The organism is Dokdonella aquatica, assembly GCF_051987395.1.
Taxonomy (GTDB): domain Bacteria; phylum Pseudomonadota; class Gammaproteobacteria; order Xanthomonadales; family Rhodanobacteraceae; genus Dokdonella.
The window spans coordinates 4565671-4580804 of record NZ_CP197094.1; the positions used below are offsets into that span (position 1 = coordinate 4565671).

Consider the following 15134-nt stretch of genomic DNA (forward strand, 5'->3'; position numbering starts at 1 on the left):
CCCGGGGAGACCGCATGACGACCGCCGCCGCCACGTCGCCGTTGCTCAACGCGCGCCGCAAACTGTTCACCGCCCTCGGCGCTGCCGTCGGCCTCGGTGATTCCGTCGCCCCCGCCACCGCGATGCATCGCCCAGGCAAGGAGGCGATCGACAAGAGCCTCGTCGAGCCCGAATCGCCCGATGCGCTGCCGCAGACCCATGCGACGCCGCCCGACTTCGTGCGCTGGATCACGAAGGGGACGTTCGGCTACTCCACGGCCGACGGTGCGGCGTTCCTCGCGCTGTCGGGCAGCACGATGGACGCGAAGTGGCAGACCTGGATCAACCAGCAGCTTGCGCCCGCGACGATCGCCGACACGGATTGCACGAACCGCATCAGTGCAGCCGGCTTCCTGACGATCAACAAGACGCTGCCGCAGCTCTGGAACGACCACGTCCGTGCCGATCCCGAGTACTACGTGCGCATGCTCCCGGCCAACGAGACCGAGTGCACGACGATCATCCGCGCGATCTACAGCAAGCGGCATCTGTTCGAGCGCATGGTCAATTTCTGGCACGACCACTTCAGCGTGTTCGGCTTCGACTACGACATCGCCCCGGTGCTCGTGCACTACGACCGCGACGTGATCCGCCCGAACGCGTTCGGCAACTTCCGCACGATGCTCGAGCAGGTCGCCACGTCGACCGCGATGCAGCTCTACCTCGACAACTACGCAAGCCGCGGCGCCGATTTCAACGAGAACTACGCGCGCGAACTCATCGAACTGCACACGCTCGGCGTCGCCAATTACTTCGGCCCGGGCGATCCGTTCCAGGTGCCCTGCCTCACCGCCAACATCCACTGTCCCGGCACGGTGCCGGCCGGCTACGTCGACAACGACGTCTACGAGGCCGCCGCCGCGCTGACCGGTTGGACGATCAAGAACGGCTACTGGCAGTACCCGACCGAGAACGACGGCACGTTCGTCTACCGTGCCGACTGGCACGACCGCCGCAACAAGATCTTCCTCGGACTCTACATCCCGCCGAACAACCAGCCGGCGATGCAGGACGGTCGCGACGTCTTCAACCGCCTGTGTGCGCATCCGGGCACCGCCAAACACATCGCGACCAAGATGTGCCGGCGCTTCATCGGCGACTCGCCGTCGCAGGCGATCATCGATGCCGTCGCGCTCGACTTCGCGAACAACATCGACGCGCCCGACCAGATCGCACGCATGCTGCGCACGATCCTGACGAGCAACGAGTTCAAGACGAGCTGGGGCGGCGGCATGCGCCGGCCGTTCGAGGTCGCGATGGGCGCGCTGCGCGGCCTCGCCGCGAACTACACGCCCAAGCCCGACAACACGAGCGAATGGACCGTCACCGAGCGCTACCAGTGGCTGATCCAGATGGCCGGCCACCGCTCGTTCTACTGGAATCCGCCGAACGGCTACCCGGACCGCCAGAGCGCTTGGGCCAGCACGGGTTCGCTCGCGAGCACGCTCAAGATGCTGTCGTGGTTCCCCGAGATGCGCACCGGCTACGCGAGCGGGCAGACCTTTCCGTACGTCTCCGACATCAAGGTGCAGACCGAGACCGCGTTCCCGACCACCTCGGCCCGCAACGCGCCCGCGATCATCGGGTACTGGTGCGACCGCCTGCTCGGCTACCGCCCTGAACCCGTCTACAGCGTCGCGACGAGCTTCCTGCAACAGAACGCCAGTGCGAGCGAAGTCATCGACATCACGACCGATGCCTGGAACGCGAACAACCTAAAGCTCCACTACACCCAGCAGCGGCTGCGCACCGCGGTGGGCATGATCCTCATGTGCGCCGACAACTTCCGCAGGTGATGGCCATGACCACCTTCGACCGCCGCGACTTCCTCAAGACCTGCGCCGTCGGCTCGCTGACCGCCGGCATCGTGCCCGGCGCGCGCGTCGCGTTCGCGCAGCCCGAGGTCAACACCTACGACACGCTCGTGCTCGTGTTCCTGCGCGGCGGCATCGACGGCCTCAGCCTCGTGCCGCCGATCAGCGGCAACGACCGCAACTACTACGAAGCGGCGCGCCCGACGCTGCGCGTGCCGGTCAGCGGCACCGGCGCAGCCCTCGCGCTCGCCAACTCCGCGAGTGCGAATGCGACCTCGGGCCTGCATCCGCGCGCCTCGCGCCTGCACACGCTCTACCAGCAGAACAAGCTCGCCGTCGTGATCGGCGCAGGCATGCCGGCACCGGTCACGCGCAGTCATTTCGACGCCCAGCAGACCATGGAGTACGGCACGCCCGGCTCGACGAGCATCAGCAGCGGCTGGCTCACGCGACATCTCGCCAGCGCCGGCCTGCCGGCCAACGTGACGATCCCCGCGGTGTCGGCGGGCAGCATCACGGCCAATAGCCTCATCGCGAGCACCGAATCGATCACGATGGGCAGCGGCGGCGATTTCCGCATCGACCAGTCGGCGTGGAACTGGAACTCGCGCGACCGCTACGACACGCCGCCGAACGGCTTCCAGGGCCTCGTCGAACGCCTGCCCGAACTGTGGGCCGGCAACAACCCGCTCGAGGCCGCAGGCCGCCAGACCCTCGACGCGCTGTCGATCGTGCGCCCGATGAACTTCGGCGCCTACAACGCGACGTCGAATCCGGGCGGCTACGCTCCTGCCAACGGTGCCGCATATCCGACTGACGGCCTCGGCAACCAGCTCAAGATGATCGCCCAGCTCATCAAGGCCAACGTCGGCATGCGCGTTGCCGCACTCGACTACGGCGGCTGGGACACGCACAACGGCCAGGGCGTGCCGACCGCGAGCTACGACCCGTTCGGCAATTCGGTCGAGGCGCTTTCCAACGCACTCGCCGCGTTCTACCAGGACCTCAACGGCACCGGCGCCAACGCGTTCGCGAACCGCACCAGCATCGTCGTCATGAGCGAGTTCGGTCGCCGACTGCGTGCCAACGGCAGCGGCGGCACCGACCATGGCTACGGCAACATGATGATGGTGCTCGGCGGCTCCGTGAACGGTGGCCAGGTCTATGGCCGTCAGACGTTCGCGGGCTTGGCCGGTGAAGCCCTGTTCGAGGGCGAGGACGTGCGCGTCACCACCGATTTCCGCCGCGTGCTGTCCGAAGCACTGATCCGTCGCGCCGGCAACAACCGCCTCGGCTACATCTTTCCGGCGTACTCGGGCTACTCGCCGCTCGGCATCTTCCAGGGCACCGACATGACGCCCGACTACACGAACTCGTTCGACCGCATCTTCCGCGGCACCTTCGAAGCAGCGTGACGCACCGGCGCATGCCCCATGCATTCGTGCATGGGGCGTCGCGTCGAGCAGCGGCCCGGCCGACCGATGCCGGATGGCATGCGTTCCGGTCCGCGGATCGATCGTCCCCGCGCCGTTTCGTCTCCGTGAGCAGAGGCGTGTCGGCATCCGCACGACGGGAACCCGGCTCCGGCAGCCGGAGAATCCTGGACCACCGGCGCTGCGCCCCATCGAGCAACGCATCCACCCGATGAGGGAATGACGAGCGGCTTTCGGGACCTTGTCCACGCCGGCGCGAACACGCGCCGGGCGCCCGACGTGCCTGCGCACGTGAATCGGTACGGCTCCCGACATCGAGCGGGATGTCCGGCCGAGCACCGCTCCGGACGGATCGGCATCCCATCGTCGTTCTCGCCGGAAGGATCCGAGACGACTCGCCCCTGACCTGCCCTGCAGCTGTTCGAAGGGGCCGGAACGACGGCGCGAGGCGCTCAATGCGATGGACCCTACCGCCGGGGCGCGTGCACGGCGACGCTTGACGCGCCTGCATGGCCGTCCCGCTGCCGATACCGTCCCGGAAACGCCACCCAAGCCACAAAAAAATGACACCTCGCCATTCTTGATGACGTTGAAGATCATTTATGATCATGTATGATCACTTTCACCCGCGGATCTGACGGAACTGACGGGCAACGCCCTCCAACGCCCTCGCCAAGGAACCGCGCCATGTCGAACCTCAACGAAACCCTCAACGACCTCATCTCCCAGGACGGCTCGCTCTGCGCCGCGCTCGTCGACTACACGAGCGGCATGCTGCTTGGCTCGGCCGGCACCGGCGTCGACCTCGAACTCGCCGCGGCCGGCAATACCGAAGTCATGCGCGCCAAGATGAAGGCCATGCACGCGCTCGGCATCAAGGATTCGATCGACGACATCCTCATCACGCTCGGCCGCCAGTACCACATCCTTCGTCCGTCGGCGAAGAAGCCGGGCCTGTTCCTGTACTACGTGCTCGACAAGTCGCGCGCCAACCTCGCCCTCGCGCGCCGCAAGATCCAGGACGCCGAGCAGTCGCTCGTCGTCTGATCCGCGCGACGTGGCGCGGGGGACCCCACCCGCGCCACGCCGCCCCGGAACGGGATACGCCCGGCCATCGGCCCGCAAGCGCCCCTGCGCGCCATCTCCCTGGTCCATCCCGCTCCGCCGGCGCCACCACGACATCGCCGGCACCACACGCCGCCCGGCGTGATCCGGGACCATGTGATCGGCAAGTGAATAGCACGCTCACTAATAGCTCGCTATGATTCAAGCATGCGCTCGATGGAAGACCTCCGCCTGCAGGTTTCGTCCGGCCTGATCCTGTCGGCCCGCCTGTGGCAGCGTGTCGTCGACAACGCCTTGTCGGGGCACGGTATCTCCAATGCGATGACCACGCCGCTGTTGATGATCGGGCGCACCGGCGGCGGCATCCGCCAGGTCGATCTCGCCCAGCTGATCGGCGTCGAAGGGCCCACGCTCGTACGCACGCTCGACAAGCTCGGCGAGGCCGGGCTCGTGCGTCGCGACCCGGACCCCTACGATCGCCGTGCCAATCGCCTCTCGCTGACCGAGGAAGGCGAAGCACTTCGGCAGCAGCTCGAGGAGCGGCTCACCGAACTGCGGGAGGCGACCTTCGCGGAGCTCTCCGCACAGGACATGGAAACCGTGCTCTCGTTCTACCGCATCGTCGCCGAAGCCGCGCGCGGCACCTGATCAGTCGGCCGCGACCGGCGCACCCATGTTGCCCTTGCTGTAGGTGCCCGAACGGTCAAAGCAGCAGGCGCGGCGCTTGCCCGAGGCGAGCATGTCGCAGGCCGTGGCGATGCGCTTCACGCGCGTCTCGGCCTTCTTGCCCGAGGTGATCCAGTGGATCCAGTCACGCCGCGCGACGGCCGTGATGTCGTCCCACGTCGCACGTGCGGCGGGCTCGTCGGCGAGTGCCTTGCGCAGGTCGGGCGGCAGCTTGGGTTCCGGCTCCTTCGCGACCGGCGTCATCGTGAGTTCGACGCTGTCGCCGACCTCGACGCCCGCGGCCTCGCGCAGCTTCTTCTCGATCTTGAGCCAGTGGCTGCCCTCGCCGTCGGGCTCGAGCGTGGCCTGGAACGCGTGCCCGGCCAGCGTGCCGTCGACGCTCGTCATGCTGCGCGTCGGCAGCTTCGCACTCGCGGTTTTCGGCAGCACGAGGAACGTCCACGTCGCGCCTTTCGGCTCGGCGGGACGCTGGAGCGTCGCCTTGAACACAATGCGCACGGGGGTCGGAGTCGTCGCCATCGGCCTAATCTAGCATCGCGCACGCGCACCCACGCTCAGACCGCCGCGAGCATGCCGACCGAGGCGATCAGGCGCTCGCGCACCGCGTCGTCGCCGAAGCGTGCACGCCACCACGCGAGGGCGGCACCCGATTCCTGCGATCGCCACGCGAGATGGAACGCCTCGGGCGCGCGTGGCTCGTCGACGTCCTTCACCACGAGCAGGCCCGCCTCGATGGCCGGGCGCGCGAGCGCGACAGGCAGGAAGCCGAAGCCGAGCCCGGCGACCTGGCAGCGGTACTTCGTGGCCATGTCGGGCACGGTCAACGTGTCCTGGCCGTGCAGCAGGCCGACCGTGCGCGCGAGCAGGCGCCGCGCCGAATCGGCGACGACGACCGCGCGATGCGGTTGCAGGTCGTCCTTGCGCAGCGCGCGGTCGATCGCCGCGAGCGGATGCGTCGGTGCCACCGCGAACACGAAGGCGAGGTGGCCGATCGGCGTCGACGCGTAGCCGCCGCCCGAAGGTCCCTCGCCCGCCGCGACGACGAGATCGACGCGCTCGTCGAGCAGCGCTTCCCATGCACCCGACATGACGTCCTGCGCGACACGCAGGCGCGTGCCCGGCGCGACCGCGTGGAAGGCCTCGATGTCGTCGAACAACGCGATCGGCGGGAACACCGAATCGAGGCCGATCGCGAACTCGGTTTCCCAGCCCGTCGCGACGCGTCGCACGCGGTGCTCGAGATCCTGTGCGGCCTTGAGCAGGTGGCGGCCTTCGCGCAGCAGCTCGCGTCCTGCATCGGTCGGCACGACACGTGGCCCGAGCCGCTCGAACAGGGTCACGCCGAGGCCTTCCTCGAGCGTGGCCACGGTGTAGGAAATCGTCGACGGCACGCGATGCAGCGCCTTCGCCGCGCCCGCGAACGAGCCGCGGCGGTCGATCGCATCGAGCACCTGCAGTGCATCGAGGCTGATTCTCAGCATTCGATTTTTTCGATGATTGGCATGCAAACGGCTCGCTTTTCGTGTCGAGGCATGGCGCGCAGACTGTCCATCACCCCGCCACGACGGCGATTGCAGCAGATCCCGGCATCGCCCGCCAGCATCGAATCCATCGATCTCACACAAGGAAGCCCGCCATGAACACCACGCTCGCCAACGCCCTCCCGCTCGCCGCCCGCCACATCGCCCCGGCCCTGGTCGGCCTGCTGTTCGCCGTCTCCGGCTGGAACAAGATCGGCGGCTTCGACCACGTCGCCGGCTGGATGGCCAGCCTCGGCCTGCCCGCGGCACCGGCGCTGCTCACGGCTGCGATCGCGCTCGAACTCGTCGCCGGCGTCATGCTCATGGTCGGCTTCGGGACGCGCTGGGCCGCGCTCGCGCTCGCCGCGTTCACGATCCCGACCACGCTGATCTTCCACGCGTTCTGGAACGTCGACGCCGCGCAGTTCGCCGAGCAGCAGACCGCCTTCCTCAAGAACCTCGCGATCCTCGGCGCGCTGCTCATGGTCGCCGCGCAGGCGCCCGAGCCGAAGCGCGCGACGGCCACCGCCGCGCTGCGCATGGGCTGAACGTGGCGCCGCCCCTCGGGGGCGGCGTCCTTCTTCCGCATCGACATCCATCCCTTTCCAGGAGAACGCCATGAGTGCCCGCCTCAACTACTTCCGCGTCTCGCGTGATGCCGCCGCGAAGTACACCGCCTTCCACGATGCCGTGAAGCAGCAGCCGATCGTCGCCGAGCTCGGCCACCTCGTCACCACGCGCGCCTCGCAGATCAACGGCTGCGCGTTCTGCGTCGACATGCACGTCAAGGAGGCGACGATCGACGGCGAACGCGCGCTGCGCCTGTTCCACCTCGCCGTGTGGCGCGAGTCCAACCTCTTCACCGAGCGCGAGCGCGCCGCGCTGGAATGGACCGAAGCGCTCACGAAGTTGTCCGACCACGGCGTGCCCGAGGCGATCTACACCGCCGTGCGCGAACACCTCTCCGAGCAGGAGCTGTCGGACCTGTCGATGCTGATCATCGAGATCAACGGCTGGAACCGTCTCGCGGTCGCGTTCAAGACCGTGCCCGGTTCGGCCGACAAGGCCTACGGGCTCGACAAGGCCAACCTGGCCTGACCTTCCCGGCCGCGGCGCCTCGTCGCCGCGGCCCTCCCCGATGACACCACCCTGTCGACGGCGCTCGCCGCCCGAGCCGACGCGCCCACCGAAAGGACGATGAATCAAGTTTCAAGCACGAAACGTGACCATTCGATCACCCGACGCGCGCACAGTGTCCGCCGTCACCCGACACCGCCTTCCCACCTACGCTCCCGGAGAACCGCCATGTCCATGCTCCGCACCACCATCTTCGCCGGCCTCGTCGCCACCACCTCGCTCGCCCACGCCGCGCCGACCGCGAAACCCGCCACGCCGCTGCGCCCGGTCGCGGGCTTCCTCGAGGCCCTCAACGGCAGCGGCGGCACGCCGATCGAACAGCTCTCGCCGCAGGCCGCGCGCCAGGTGCTCGTCGATGCCCAGGCCGGCGCGACGCTGCCGCCTGCCGAGGTAACGCGCACGACGATCCAGGCCGACGGCAAGCCGCTCGAGATCGTCGTCGTGCGTCCGCAAGGCACGAAGGACCAGATGTTGCCGGTCTTCATGTTCTTCCACGGCGGCGGCTGGGTGCTCGGTGATTTCCCGACCCACGAGCGCCTGATCCGCGATCTCGTCGTTGCCTCGGGTGCGGCTGCGGTCTACGTCGGCTACACGCCCTCGCCAGAAGCGAAGTATCCGGTCGCGATCCACCAGGCCTACGCGGCGACGCGCTGGGTCGCCGAGCACGGCGCGCAGATCGGCGTCGACGGCACGCGCCTCGCGCTGGCCGGCAACAGCGTCGGCGGCAACATGGTCGCCGCGGTCGCGCTGCAGGCCAAGCAGGCCGGCACACCGGCGATCCGCTACAACCTCATGCTGTGGCCGGTCACCGACGCGGACTTCACGACGGCCTCCTACGACACCTACGCGAACGGGCACTTCCTGACGCGCGCGATGATGAAATGGTTCTGGGATGCGTACATGACCGATCCGAAGCAGCGCGCGGAGATCCTCGCCTCGCCGCTGCGCGCGACAAGCGCGCAACTCGCCGGCCTCGCGCCGACGCTGATCCAGACTGCCGAACTCGACGTGCTGCGCGACGAAGGCGAAGCGTTCGGCCGCAAGCTCGATGCCGCGGGCGTCGACGTCACCGTGACGCGCTACAACGGCCTCATCCACGACTACGGCCTGCTCAACGCCTTGAGCACCGTACCGGCCGTGCAGGACGCGCTCGACCAGGCCGGTGCCGGCCTGCGCGATCACCTGAAGTAAGCGTCTCCTCACGCGGCGATCATGATCGATCGCCGCATTCCACCACCGACGCGCACGCAGGGCGGGCCCACCCTGCGGCGCATCGCGCGTCAGACCTGCGCCTGCGCGTAGGCTTCGCCCAGTTTCACCGCGCACTCCTCGCAGCAGACCTCCACCGTCTTGCCGCCGATCTTCACGCTGATCGCGGTGCCGTCGAGCGGGTAGTCGCACGCTGCACACGTCTTCTCGGCCATCGCCGTTCTCCAGTCGTCGCCTGCCAACCAGGCGAGGCCATTTGAACGCGCCGCGCGTATCGCCGCTGTCAGGATCTTTAGCGACCGGCGCTATGCTGCGCGCCTCGCCCGCGAAATGCCGACCGTGCCGGACTTCCATCGCCTGCGCCTGCTCGAGACACGCGTCGTCACCGTCGACGACGTGCACTGTCCAGGCGGGCCAGCACACCGCGACGCGCCCGAAGTCTCGAGCGCGACGCACCTCGTGTTCCCGTACCGCGGCGCCTATGTGCGCCACGTCGGCGACGACGCCTCGGTGGCCGACGCGAGCCACGTGCTGCTGTTCAACGAGGGCGAATGGTTCCAGGTCAGCCATCCCGTGCCGGGCGGCGACGCGAGCCTGTCGCTGCAGGTCGATGCGGGCGTGCTGCGCGAACTCGCCGCGCCCGAACTGCTGCACGACAGCGAACCGCTGCGTTTCCGTACGCAGCGACTCGGCCTCGATGCACGCGCGCAGGTGCTCGTCGCGCTGCTCGGCCACTCGCTGCGCGAAGGCAGTGCCGAACCGCTCGAAGGCGAAAGCCTCGCGCTCGTGCTCGTGCACCGCGCGATCGGCCCGCGCACCGTGCGCATCGCCGGCGCGAGTGCGGCGCGACAGAAGCTCGTCGAGCGAGCGAAGGTCGTGCTCGCAGGCGACCTCGCGCGACGCTGGACGCTCGCCGAGATCGCCGCCGACGTCGGCGTCTCGCCGGTCTACCTCACGCAGAGTTTCCGCCAGGTCGAAGGCGTGCCGCTGTACCGCTACCAGTTGCGCCTGCGCCTCGCACGCGCACTCGACCGCCTCGCCGGCGAAGACGACCTCTCCACGCTCGCGCAGGATCTCGGCTTCTCGAGCCACAGCCATTTCGCCGCGGCGTTCCAGCAGGCCTACCGGCGATCGCCCTCGGCGTTCCGGCAGCACGTGCTCGCAGGCGGAACGCGCGGCAAGGCGCGCGTGCGACCGACGTCGTGATGCACGCACACCTCGTCGATCAGACTCCCGCCAAGGCCACCGCATCCGCTCCTGCCGCGAAGCGGAGGCGTCCCGACGTGTCGTTCGCGGCCTGCCAGACGGCCTCGGCGACGTCGAGCGGTTGCGTCGTCGCCGTGAGCGTCGCGAAGCCCTCGAACACGCTCGCCGCGAAGGCGGCGTACGGCTCGGTGACGAGGCCCGACATGCGTTCGGCGCCGTTCGCGGCGAAGCGCGTGTCGGGGCAGTAACCCGGCTCGACCAGCGCCACGCGCACACCGAACGCCGCGAGTTCGAGCGCGAGCGAGGCGGTGAAGCCTTCGATCGCGGTCTTGCTCGCCGTGTAGGCGGCGACGAGCGGAAACGGCGCGAGCGTCGCGCTCGAGGTGACGTTGACGATCGTGCCGGTACGGCGCTCGCGGAAACGCGGAATGATCGCCTGGCACATCGCCATCGTGCCGAACGTGTTGGTCTCGAAGATCTCGCGCACGGTCGACATCGGCGTCGCTTCGAACGCACCGAACAGGCCGAGCCCGGCGTTGTTGACGAGCACGTCGATCGGCCCGGACTCGTCGAGTGCGCGCGCGATGCCGTCGGCATCGGTGACATCGAGCGGCAGAAGGCGCAGGCGCGGCGATGCGGGCAGCAGATCCGCGCGCGGCGTGCGCATGGTCGCGACGACGTTCCAGCCCTGCGCGTGGAAGTGACGGACGGTGGCCAGGCCGTAGCCGGACGAACAGCCGGTGATCAGGACGGTTTTCATGACAGCTCCTTGGGTGGTTTGACGCGGAGCGCCACGGTAGGCCACGATCGCCGGACGATGAATCGCTGGATGTCCGCCATGTTCGAGCCATCGTCCGAAAATGGCTGACCCGCTGTCCCAGCTCATCGACCTGCTGAAGCCTCGCGCGGCATTCGCCAACGTGATCAGCGGCAAGGGTGCATGGGCCGTGCGCTTCCCCGCGTACGGCAAACCGGGCTTCTGCATCATGCTCGAAGGAAGCTGCGAGCTTGCCGTCGACGGTCATGCAGCGCTCGCGCTCAAGGCCGGTGACTTCGTGCTGCTGCCGACGACGCCGGCGTTCACGCTGTCGAGTGCGGATGCGCCATCGCCCATGCTGCTCGATCCGCACGCCCTGCCGAGCGACGGCCGCGACGTGCGCTACGGCGATGCCGGCGATGCTCCCGACATGCGCTCGCTGGGCGGGGCCTTCGTGTTCGAACGGACCGATCCGTCCCTGCTGATCGCCTCGTTGCCGACGATCGTGCACGTGCGCGATGCGAAGAGACTGTCGCAGCTCGTCACGATGGTCGCCGAGGAGACGACCACCTCGGGGCCCGGCCGCGACGTGATGCTGTCGCGCCTGGTCGATCTGCTGCTGATCGAGGCGATGCGCGCAACGACCGGCGGCGATGCACCGCCCGGCCTGTTGCGAGGACTCGGCGATGCGCGCCTCGCGGTCGCGTTGGAGCGCATGCATGCGCGCATCGACCACCCGTGGAGCGTCGGCGAACTCGCACAGGTGGCCGCGATGTCGCGGTCGACGTTCCACGAGCGCTTCACGCGCACGGTCGGCGTCGCGCCCATGGCCTACCTGCTCGCCTGGCGCATGCAGGTCGCGAAGGATCTGCTGCGTCGTGGCGACCTCGACGCGAGCCGGATCGCCGAGCGCGTGGGCTACGGTTCGGGTAGTGCCTTCAGCGTCGCGTTCCGTCGGCATGTGGGCGTCGCGCCAAGTCGATACGCAAGGGATTCGGGGTCCGACACCCGGTCCGCAACGTCGACCTGACATCGGCGCGATCGACGACACCATCGCGGAACGAAGCACATCCCCATCATCGTGATGGATGAGAGTTCCCGCATCGTCATGCGGTGATAGCCAAGCGCATCTTCCGACGCTTGCATCAGAGGATATTGGTCAGTCGGGAACATTTCCCGATATTCCCCAACTCGATCACATCAATTGCATGCATATGCAATGATTTCAAACTCACGATGTAAACGTCCTTGCACTCGGCGGCGTACGAAACTAGCCTCGGAAGGTCCGGGCGTGGATGCGCCGTCCGGGCCATTCGCGATGTCGTGACAACGAACGTGGCTTTTCCTCCACGGAGAGCCGCCTCGTGAACCGCCATGAGCCGATCCGATCGTCTCGATGACGCGTCCGGGGCCCTGCGACCCGGCGCCGGATCGGCTGAAACCACCGCAACGTTGAAGATGGGGAACAATCCGATGACACGAACCATGCTCAAGGCATGCCTGGCCTCCACGATCCTGCTGGCCGCGAGCGCCGGTGCGAGCACCGAGCGCTACACGCTGGCCGAACTGCGCGCGTACGAACTCGAGCTCAAGCAGCAGGCGTCCGCTCCCGGGGTACCGAATCCGCGTGACACGGTGACCTACACCGGCACGCTCGTCGGCGGGTCCGAGTGGAACCGTCCGTTCGCCGACTGCACCGGCCAGTCCGCGCTCGGTCCGGTGCGCTACCACGAGCAGCTCTTCAGCGTCAGCCAGACGGGCTCGTACTCGTTCGCGAGCACGCAGACCGGCTTCGACGGTTTCATCTTCATCTACTCCGATCCGTTCAATCCGACCTCCCCTAGCACCAACTGCGTGGCCGGCAACGACGACAGCGGCGGCATCGGCACGTCGAGTCTCACCACCAACCTCACCGCCGGCACGCTGTACGTCGCCGTGACGACCGCGTTCGAAATCGGCGAGGAAGGCCCGTTCTCGAATACCTTGACCGGCCCCGGCACGATCCTGCTTGGTGGTGGCGGTCCGCGCGCCGATCTCGGTGTGACCAAGACTGCGCCCGGTGGAGTCGCCAACGGCGGCAGCTACGTGTACGCGCTCGGCGCCAGCAATGCCGGCCCCGATGACGCCACCGGCGTCACCGTGACCGACGTGCTGCCCGCCGGCGTCACCTTCGTCTCGAGCACCTGCGGCGCGACCGTGTCCGGCCAGACCGTCACATGGTCGATCGGCGGACTCCTCAACGGCGGCAGCGCCTCGTGCGACCTCACGGTCGATCGTGCGTCGCTCACATGCAGCGCCGTCACCAACACCGCGACGATCGCCGGCGCCGAGCCGGATCCGGTCGGCAGCAACAACACGTCCACGCACAGCAATGGCGGTGGCGAGCAGATCGTCGACGGCGGCTTCGAGGCGGCACTCGCGCCGGCATGGGCACAGACCTCGAGCAACTTCGGCAGCCCGCTGTGCAGCGTGGCCAGCTGCGGTACCGGCGGCGGTTCGGCCGGCCCGAACGCAGGTTCGCAGTGGATCTGGTTCGGCGGCGCGGGCGCGGACGTCGAAACCGGCTCGGTCAGCCAGTCCGTCGCCTTCCCGGCCGGCGCGACCTCGCTGACGTTCCAGTACCGCCTCGGCGTGTGCGCGGGCGGCGCCGCCGACTTCATCCGCCTCACCGTCGGCGGCACCGAAGTGTGGCGTCGTGACAGCACCTCGGGCGAGTGCGCCGCGGCCGGCTACACGCAGGCCTCGATCGACGTGAGCGCGTATGCCGGCACCACGGCAACGATCAGCTTCGAGTCGACCACGGGTGCCGGCGGCACGAGCAGCAACTTCAACCTCGACGACGTCAGCCTCGCCGGCTCGCCGACGTGCAGCACGGGCGCGGTGCCGATCACGATCATCCCGACCACGGGCGGCACGGTCACCTGCTCGCCGAATCCCGTTGCGTCGGGCGGCGACGCCACGTGCACGGCCACGCCCGATGCCGGCCAGACCTTCACGGGCTGGACCGCGGGCTGCTCGGGCACCAACCCGGTCTGCACGCTGACCAACGTCACCGCGCCGGTCACGGTGCAGGCGGCCTTCGGTGCGGGCCCGGGCGGCGGCCCCGAAGCGGTCGCGCTGCCGGTCTCGTCGACGTGGCTCATGGTGCTGCTGTCGGGCCTGCTCGGCTTCGTCGGCCTGCGCACCCTGCGCCCGGCCACGCGCCGCTGATGCGACACCGCCGACGCTTCGGCGTCGGCTCACGCACGGCCCTGGGCAGCCCCCGCTGTCCAGGGCCGTCGTCGTTTCAGGCGACCCGCTTCGCGGGATGGCGTCGCGCCAGTCCTCCACGGCGCACTCGTCGTGCGTCGATCAACCGCCCGCGCCACCCGCCTTCGGCGAGCGCTTCAGCGCGGCCACCACCTCCGCCACGTTGAGCCCGAGCTCGAGCTGCAGGCGCACATAGGTGCGCTCCTTGCGCGACAAGGTGCGGCCAACCTCGATCCGCACGTCCTCGGCATGCAGGATGTGCATGATCCGCGGCATCGCCGACCCGATTGCATCGGGCCCGTAGCCGGCTTCGCGCAACGCCGCGACGAGTATGGTTTCGGCATCCATCGGTGATCCTGATCGTTCTGGAAGCACAGCATTGTGCGCCATGAAGCCGGCGGACGATCGGTTCCGCCGGGGAGTCGCGACCGTCTCGTCCATGCACCGCTCTCCGAGAGGATTCCGGACCTCCGCCCCAAGTCGGGGGAGACCGGCGCCCGAGACAGGTGCACCCTGTGCTGCAGGTGAGTCGAATGGAGGGTTCATTCGGCTCACGCCGTGAGCCGAGCAGCCATTTCCGGCATCGTGGCCGGCCTGCATATCGACGACGTCATCGAAGCGATCATGCGGCAGCCGCTCCTGCTTCGCGCCCCCTTGGTCACGACGTGCGGATCGACGTCGATCGGGCTATGGTGCCGGCTTGGTCACGCCGAGCCCGCATGAAGAAGCACTACGACCCACCGCTGACGACGAACCCGAACGATCCCCTCTTTCGTGTCGACAAGGGCATCGCCTCGGCGCAGAAGAAGCTGGACGTCGCGATCGACATGAAGCGGCACCACACCCGCCACAATCTGGCGCAGGAAGTGATCAAGGAAGCGCGTGAGATGCTGCGCAAGGCCGAACACGCGCGCGCACTCAAGCTCAAAGAGCTCGCGGTGAAGGCGGCGGAGATGAGGGCGGCAGGGAAGTAGCGCCCTCCCCCTTCCGGGGGACAGGGTTTGCAGAACAACGATGC

General features: G+C 68.3%; 17 protein-coding genes. 12 read left to right on the forward strand and 5 right to left on the reverse strand.

Annotation, left to right across the window (positions count from 1 at the left end):
* Positions 1-14 precede the first annotated feature (14 nt).
* The 4 genes from ACQQ2N_RS20360 (at position 15) to ACQQ2N_RS20375 (ending at position 4999) form a co-directional block, all read left to right on the forward strand.
* Positions 15-1835 (forward strand): DUF1800 domain-containing protein, encoded by a 1821-nt coding sequence (locus ACQQ2N_RS20360; protein WP_440223409.1) that lies wholly within the window; start codon positions 15-17, stop codon positions 1833-1835.
* 5 nt (positions 1836-1840) lie between these two features.
* Positions 1841-3268 (forward strand): DUF1501 domain-containing protein, encoded by a 1428-nt coding sequence (locus tag ACQQ2N_RS20365; protein WP_440223410.1) that lies wholly within the window; start codon positions 1841-1843, stop codon positions 3266-3268.
* A gap of 705 nt (positions 3269-3973) precedes the next feature.
* The gene (locus ACQQ2N_RS20370) at positions 3974-4333 is read left to right on the forward strand and encodes a hypothetical protein (protein ID WP_440223411.1); all 360 of its coding nucleotides are present in this window, start codon (positions 3974-3976) and stop codon (positions 4331-4333) included.
* A gap of 225 nt (positions 4334-4558) precedes the next feature.
* Entirely contained in the window at positions 4559-4999 is a 441-nt protein-coding gene (locus ACQQ2N_RS20375) for a MarR family winged helix-turn-helix transcriptional regulator (protein WP_440223413.1), read from the forward strand.
* On the opposite strand, the gene ACQQ2N_RS20380 is transcribed toward ACQQ2N_RS20375, so the two are convergent.
* Together ACQQ2N_RS20380 and ACQQ2N_RS20385 are read right to left on the reverse strand one after the other, a co-directional pair.
* Positions 5000-5557, reverse strand: coding sequence for a YdeI/OmpD-associated family protein (locus ACQQ2N_RS20380; protein WP_440223414.1), 558 nt, complete (start codon positions 5555-5557; stop codon positions 5000-5002).
* A 35-nt stretch (positions 5558-5592) separates the two neighbouring features.
* Positions 5593-6516: a LysR substrate-binding domain-containing protein gene (locus tag ACQQ2N_RS20385; protein ID WP_440225814.1), complete on the reverse strand. Its 924-nt coding sequence runs from the start codon at positions 6514-6516 to the stop codon at positions 5593-5595.
* A gap of 158 nt (positions 6517-6674) precedes the next feature.
* Here ACQQ2N_RS20385 and ACQQ2N_RS20390 point away from each other — a divergent pair, with 158 nt between their 5' ends.
* The 3 genes from ACQQ2N_RS20390 (at position 6675) to ACQQ2N_RS20400 (ending at position 8886) form a co-directional block, all read left to right on the forward strand.
* On the forward strand, positions 6675-7106 hold the full coding sequence (locus ACQQ2N_RS20390) for a DoxX family protein (protein ID WP_440223415.1): 432 nt from the start codon (positions 6675-6677) through the stop codon (positions 7104-7106).
* 70 nt (positions 7107-7176) lie between these two features.
* Positions 7177-7656, forward strand: a complete 480-nt coding sequence (locus ACQQ2N_RS20395; RefSeq protein ID WP_440223416.1) for a carboxymuconolactone decarboxylase family protein — start codon at positions 7177-7179, stop codon at positions 7654-7656.
* Positions 7657-7863: 207 nt separating this feature from the next.
* Positions 7864-8886 (forward strand): alpha/beta hydrolase, encoded by a 1023-nt coding sequence (locus ACQQ2N_RS20400; protein ID WP_440223417.1) that lies wholly within the window; start codon positions 7864-7866, stop codon positions 8884-8886.
* An 89-nt stretch (positions 8887-8975) separates the two neighbouring features.
* Here the strand turns inward: ACQQ2N_RS20400 and ACQQ2N_RS20405 are convergent, their stop codons facing one another.
* Entirely contained in the window at positions 8976-9119 is a 144-nt protein-coding gene (locus tag ACQQ2N_RS20405) for a hypothetical protein (protein ID WP_440223418.1), read from the reverse strand.
* 124 nt (positions 9120-9243) lie between these two features.
* On the opposite strand from ACQQ2N_RS20405, the gene ACQQ2N_RS20410 reads away from it, so the two are divergent.
* Positions 9244-10110, forward strand: a complete 867-nt coding sequence (locus tag ACQQ2N_RS20410) for a helix-turn-helix transcriptional regulator (RefSeq protein ID WP_440223419.1) — start codon at positions 9244-9246, stop codon at positions 10108-10110.
* 19 nt (positions 10111-10129) lie between these two features.
* On the opposite strand, the gene ACQQ2N_RS20415 is transcribed toward ACQQ2N_RS20410, so the two are convergent.
* The gene (locus ACQQ2N_RS20415) at positions 10130-10870 is read right to left on the reverse strand and encodes an SDR family oxidoreductase (protein WP_440223420.1); all 741 of its coding nucleotides are present in this window, start codon (positions 10868-10870) and stop codon (positions 10130-10132) included.
* 100 nt (positions 10871-10970) lie between these two features.
* Between ACQQ2N_RS20415 and ACQQ2N_RS20420 the strand changes: the two genes are divergently transcribed.
* The gene (locus ACQQ2N_RS20420) at positions 10971-11897 is read left to right on the forward strand and encodes a cupin domain-containing protein (RefSeq protein WP_440223421.1); all 927 of its coding nucleotides are present in this window, start codon (positions 10971-10973) and stop codon (positions 11895-11897) included.
* Positions 11898-12340: 443 nt separating this feature from the next.
* Positions 12341-14077 carry an InlB B-repeat-containing protein gene (locus ACQQ2N_RS20425; RefSeq protein WP_440223422.1) on the forward strand — a complete coding sequence of 579 codons (1737 nt, stop codon included), beginning with the start codon at positions 12341-12343 and terminating at the stop codon, positions 14075-14077.
* Positions 14078-14218: 141 nt separating this feature from the next.
* On the opposite strand, the gene ACQQ2N_RS20430 is transcribed toward ACQQ2N_RS20425, so the two are convergent.
* Positions 14219-14464 carry a polyprenyl synthetase gene (locus tag ACQQ2N_RS20430; RefSeq protein WP_440223423.1) on the reverse strand — a complete coding sequence of 82 codons (246 nt, stop codon included), beginning with the start codon at positions 14462-14464 and terminating at the stop codon, positions 14219-14221.
* 210 nt (positions 14465-14674) lie between these two features.
* Here ACQQ2N_RS20430 and ACQQ2N_RS20435 point away from each other — a divergent pair, with 210 nt between their 5' ends.
* Both ACQQ2N_RS20435 and ACQQ2N_RS20440 read left to right on the forward strand, forming a co-directional pair.
* Positions 14675-14839 (forward strand): hypothetical protein, encoded by a 165-nt coding sequence (locus ACQQ2N_RS20435; RefSeq protein WP_440223424.1) that lies wholly within the window; start codon positions 14675-14677, stop codon positions 14837-14839.
* Positions 14836-15090: a hypothetical protein gene (locus ACQQ2N_RS20440; protein ID WP_440223425.1), complete on the forward strand. Its 255-nt coding sequence runs from the start codon at positions 14836-14838 to the stop codon at positions 15088-15090. The genes ACQQ2N_RS20435 and ACQQ2N_RS20440 overlap by 4 nt, the downstream gene beginning before the upstream one ends.
* Positions 15091-15134: the final 44 nt, after the last annotated feature.

What these genes read in the sequence shown, in the direction of transcription:
- ACQQ2N_RS20420 (WP_440223421.1), top strand. Translation starts at nt 10,971, where the DNA reads ATGGCTGACCCGCTGTCCCAGCTCATCGACCTGCTGAAGCCTCGCGCG.
- ACQQ2N_RS20400 (WP_440223417.1), top strand. Translation starts at nt 7,864, where the DNA reads ATGTCCATGCTCCGCACCACCATCTTCGCCGGCCTCGTCGCCACCACC.
- ACQQ2N_RS20395 (WP_440223416.1), top strand. Translation starts at nt 7,177, where the DNA reads ATGAGTGCCCGCCTCAACTACTTCCGCGTCTCGCGTGATGCCGCCGCG.
- ACQQ2N_RS20440 (WP_440223425.1), top strand. Translation starts at nt 14,836, where the DNA reads ATGAAGAAGCACTACGACCCACCGCTGACGACGAACCCGAACGATCCC.
- ACQQ2N_RS20375 (WP_440223413.1), top strand. Translation starts at nt 4,559, where the DNA reads ATGCGCTCGATGGAAGACCTCCGCCTGCAGGTTTCGTCCGGCCTGATC.
- ACQQ2N_RS20425 (WP_440223422.1), top strand. Translation starts at nt 12,341, where the DNA reads ATGACACGAACCATGCTCAAGGCATGCCTGGCCTCCACGATCCTGCTG.
- ACQQ2N_RS20380 (WP_440223414.1), bottom strand. Translation starts at nt 5,557, where the DNA reads ATGGCGACGACTCCGACCCCCGTGCGCATTGTGTTCAAGGCGACGCTC.
- ACQQ2N_RS20390 (WP_440223415.1), top strand. Translation starts at nt 6,675, where the DNA reads ATGAACACCACGCTCGCCAACGCCCTCCCGCTCGCCGCCCGCCACATC.
- ACQQ2N_RS20365 (WP_440223410.1), top strand. Translation starts at nt 1,841, where the DNA reads ATGACCACCTTCGACCGCCGCGACTTCCTCAAGACCTGCGCCGTCGGC.
- ACQQ2N_RS20370 (WP_440223411.1), top strand. Translation starts at nt 3,974, where the DNA reads ATGTCGAACCTCAACGAAACCCTCAACGACCTCATCTCCCAGGACGGC.
- ACQQ2N_RS20360 (WP_440223409.1), top strand. Translation starts at nt 15, where the DNA reads ATGACGACCGCCGCCGCCACGTCGCCGTTGCTCAACGCGCGCCGCAAA.
- ACQQ2N_RS20415 (WP_440223420.1), bottom strand. Translation starts at nt 10,870, where the DNA reads ATGAAAACCGTCCTGATCACCGGCTGTTCGTCCGGCTACGGCCTGGCC.
- ACQQ2N_RS20430 (WP_440223423.1), bottom strand. Translation starts at nt 14,464, where the DNA reads ATGGATGCCGAAACCATACTCGTCGCGGCGTTGCGCGAAGCCGGCTAC.
- ACQQ2N_RS20405 (WP_440223418.1), bottom strand. Translation starts at nt 9,119, where the DNA reads ATGGCCGAGAAGACGTGTGCAGCGTGCGACTACCCGCTCGACGGCACC.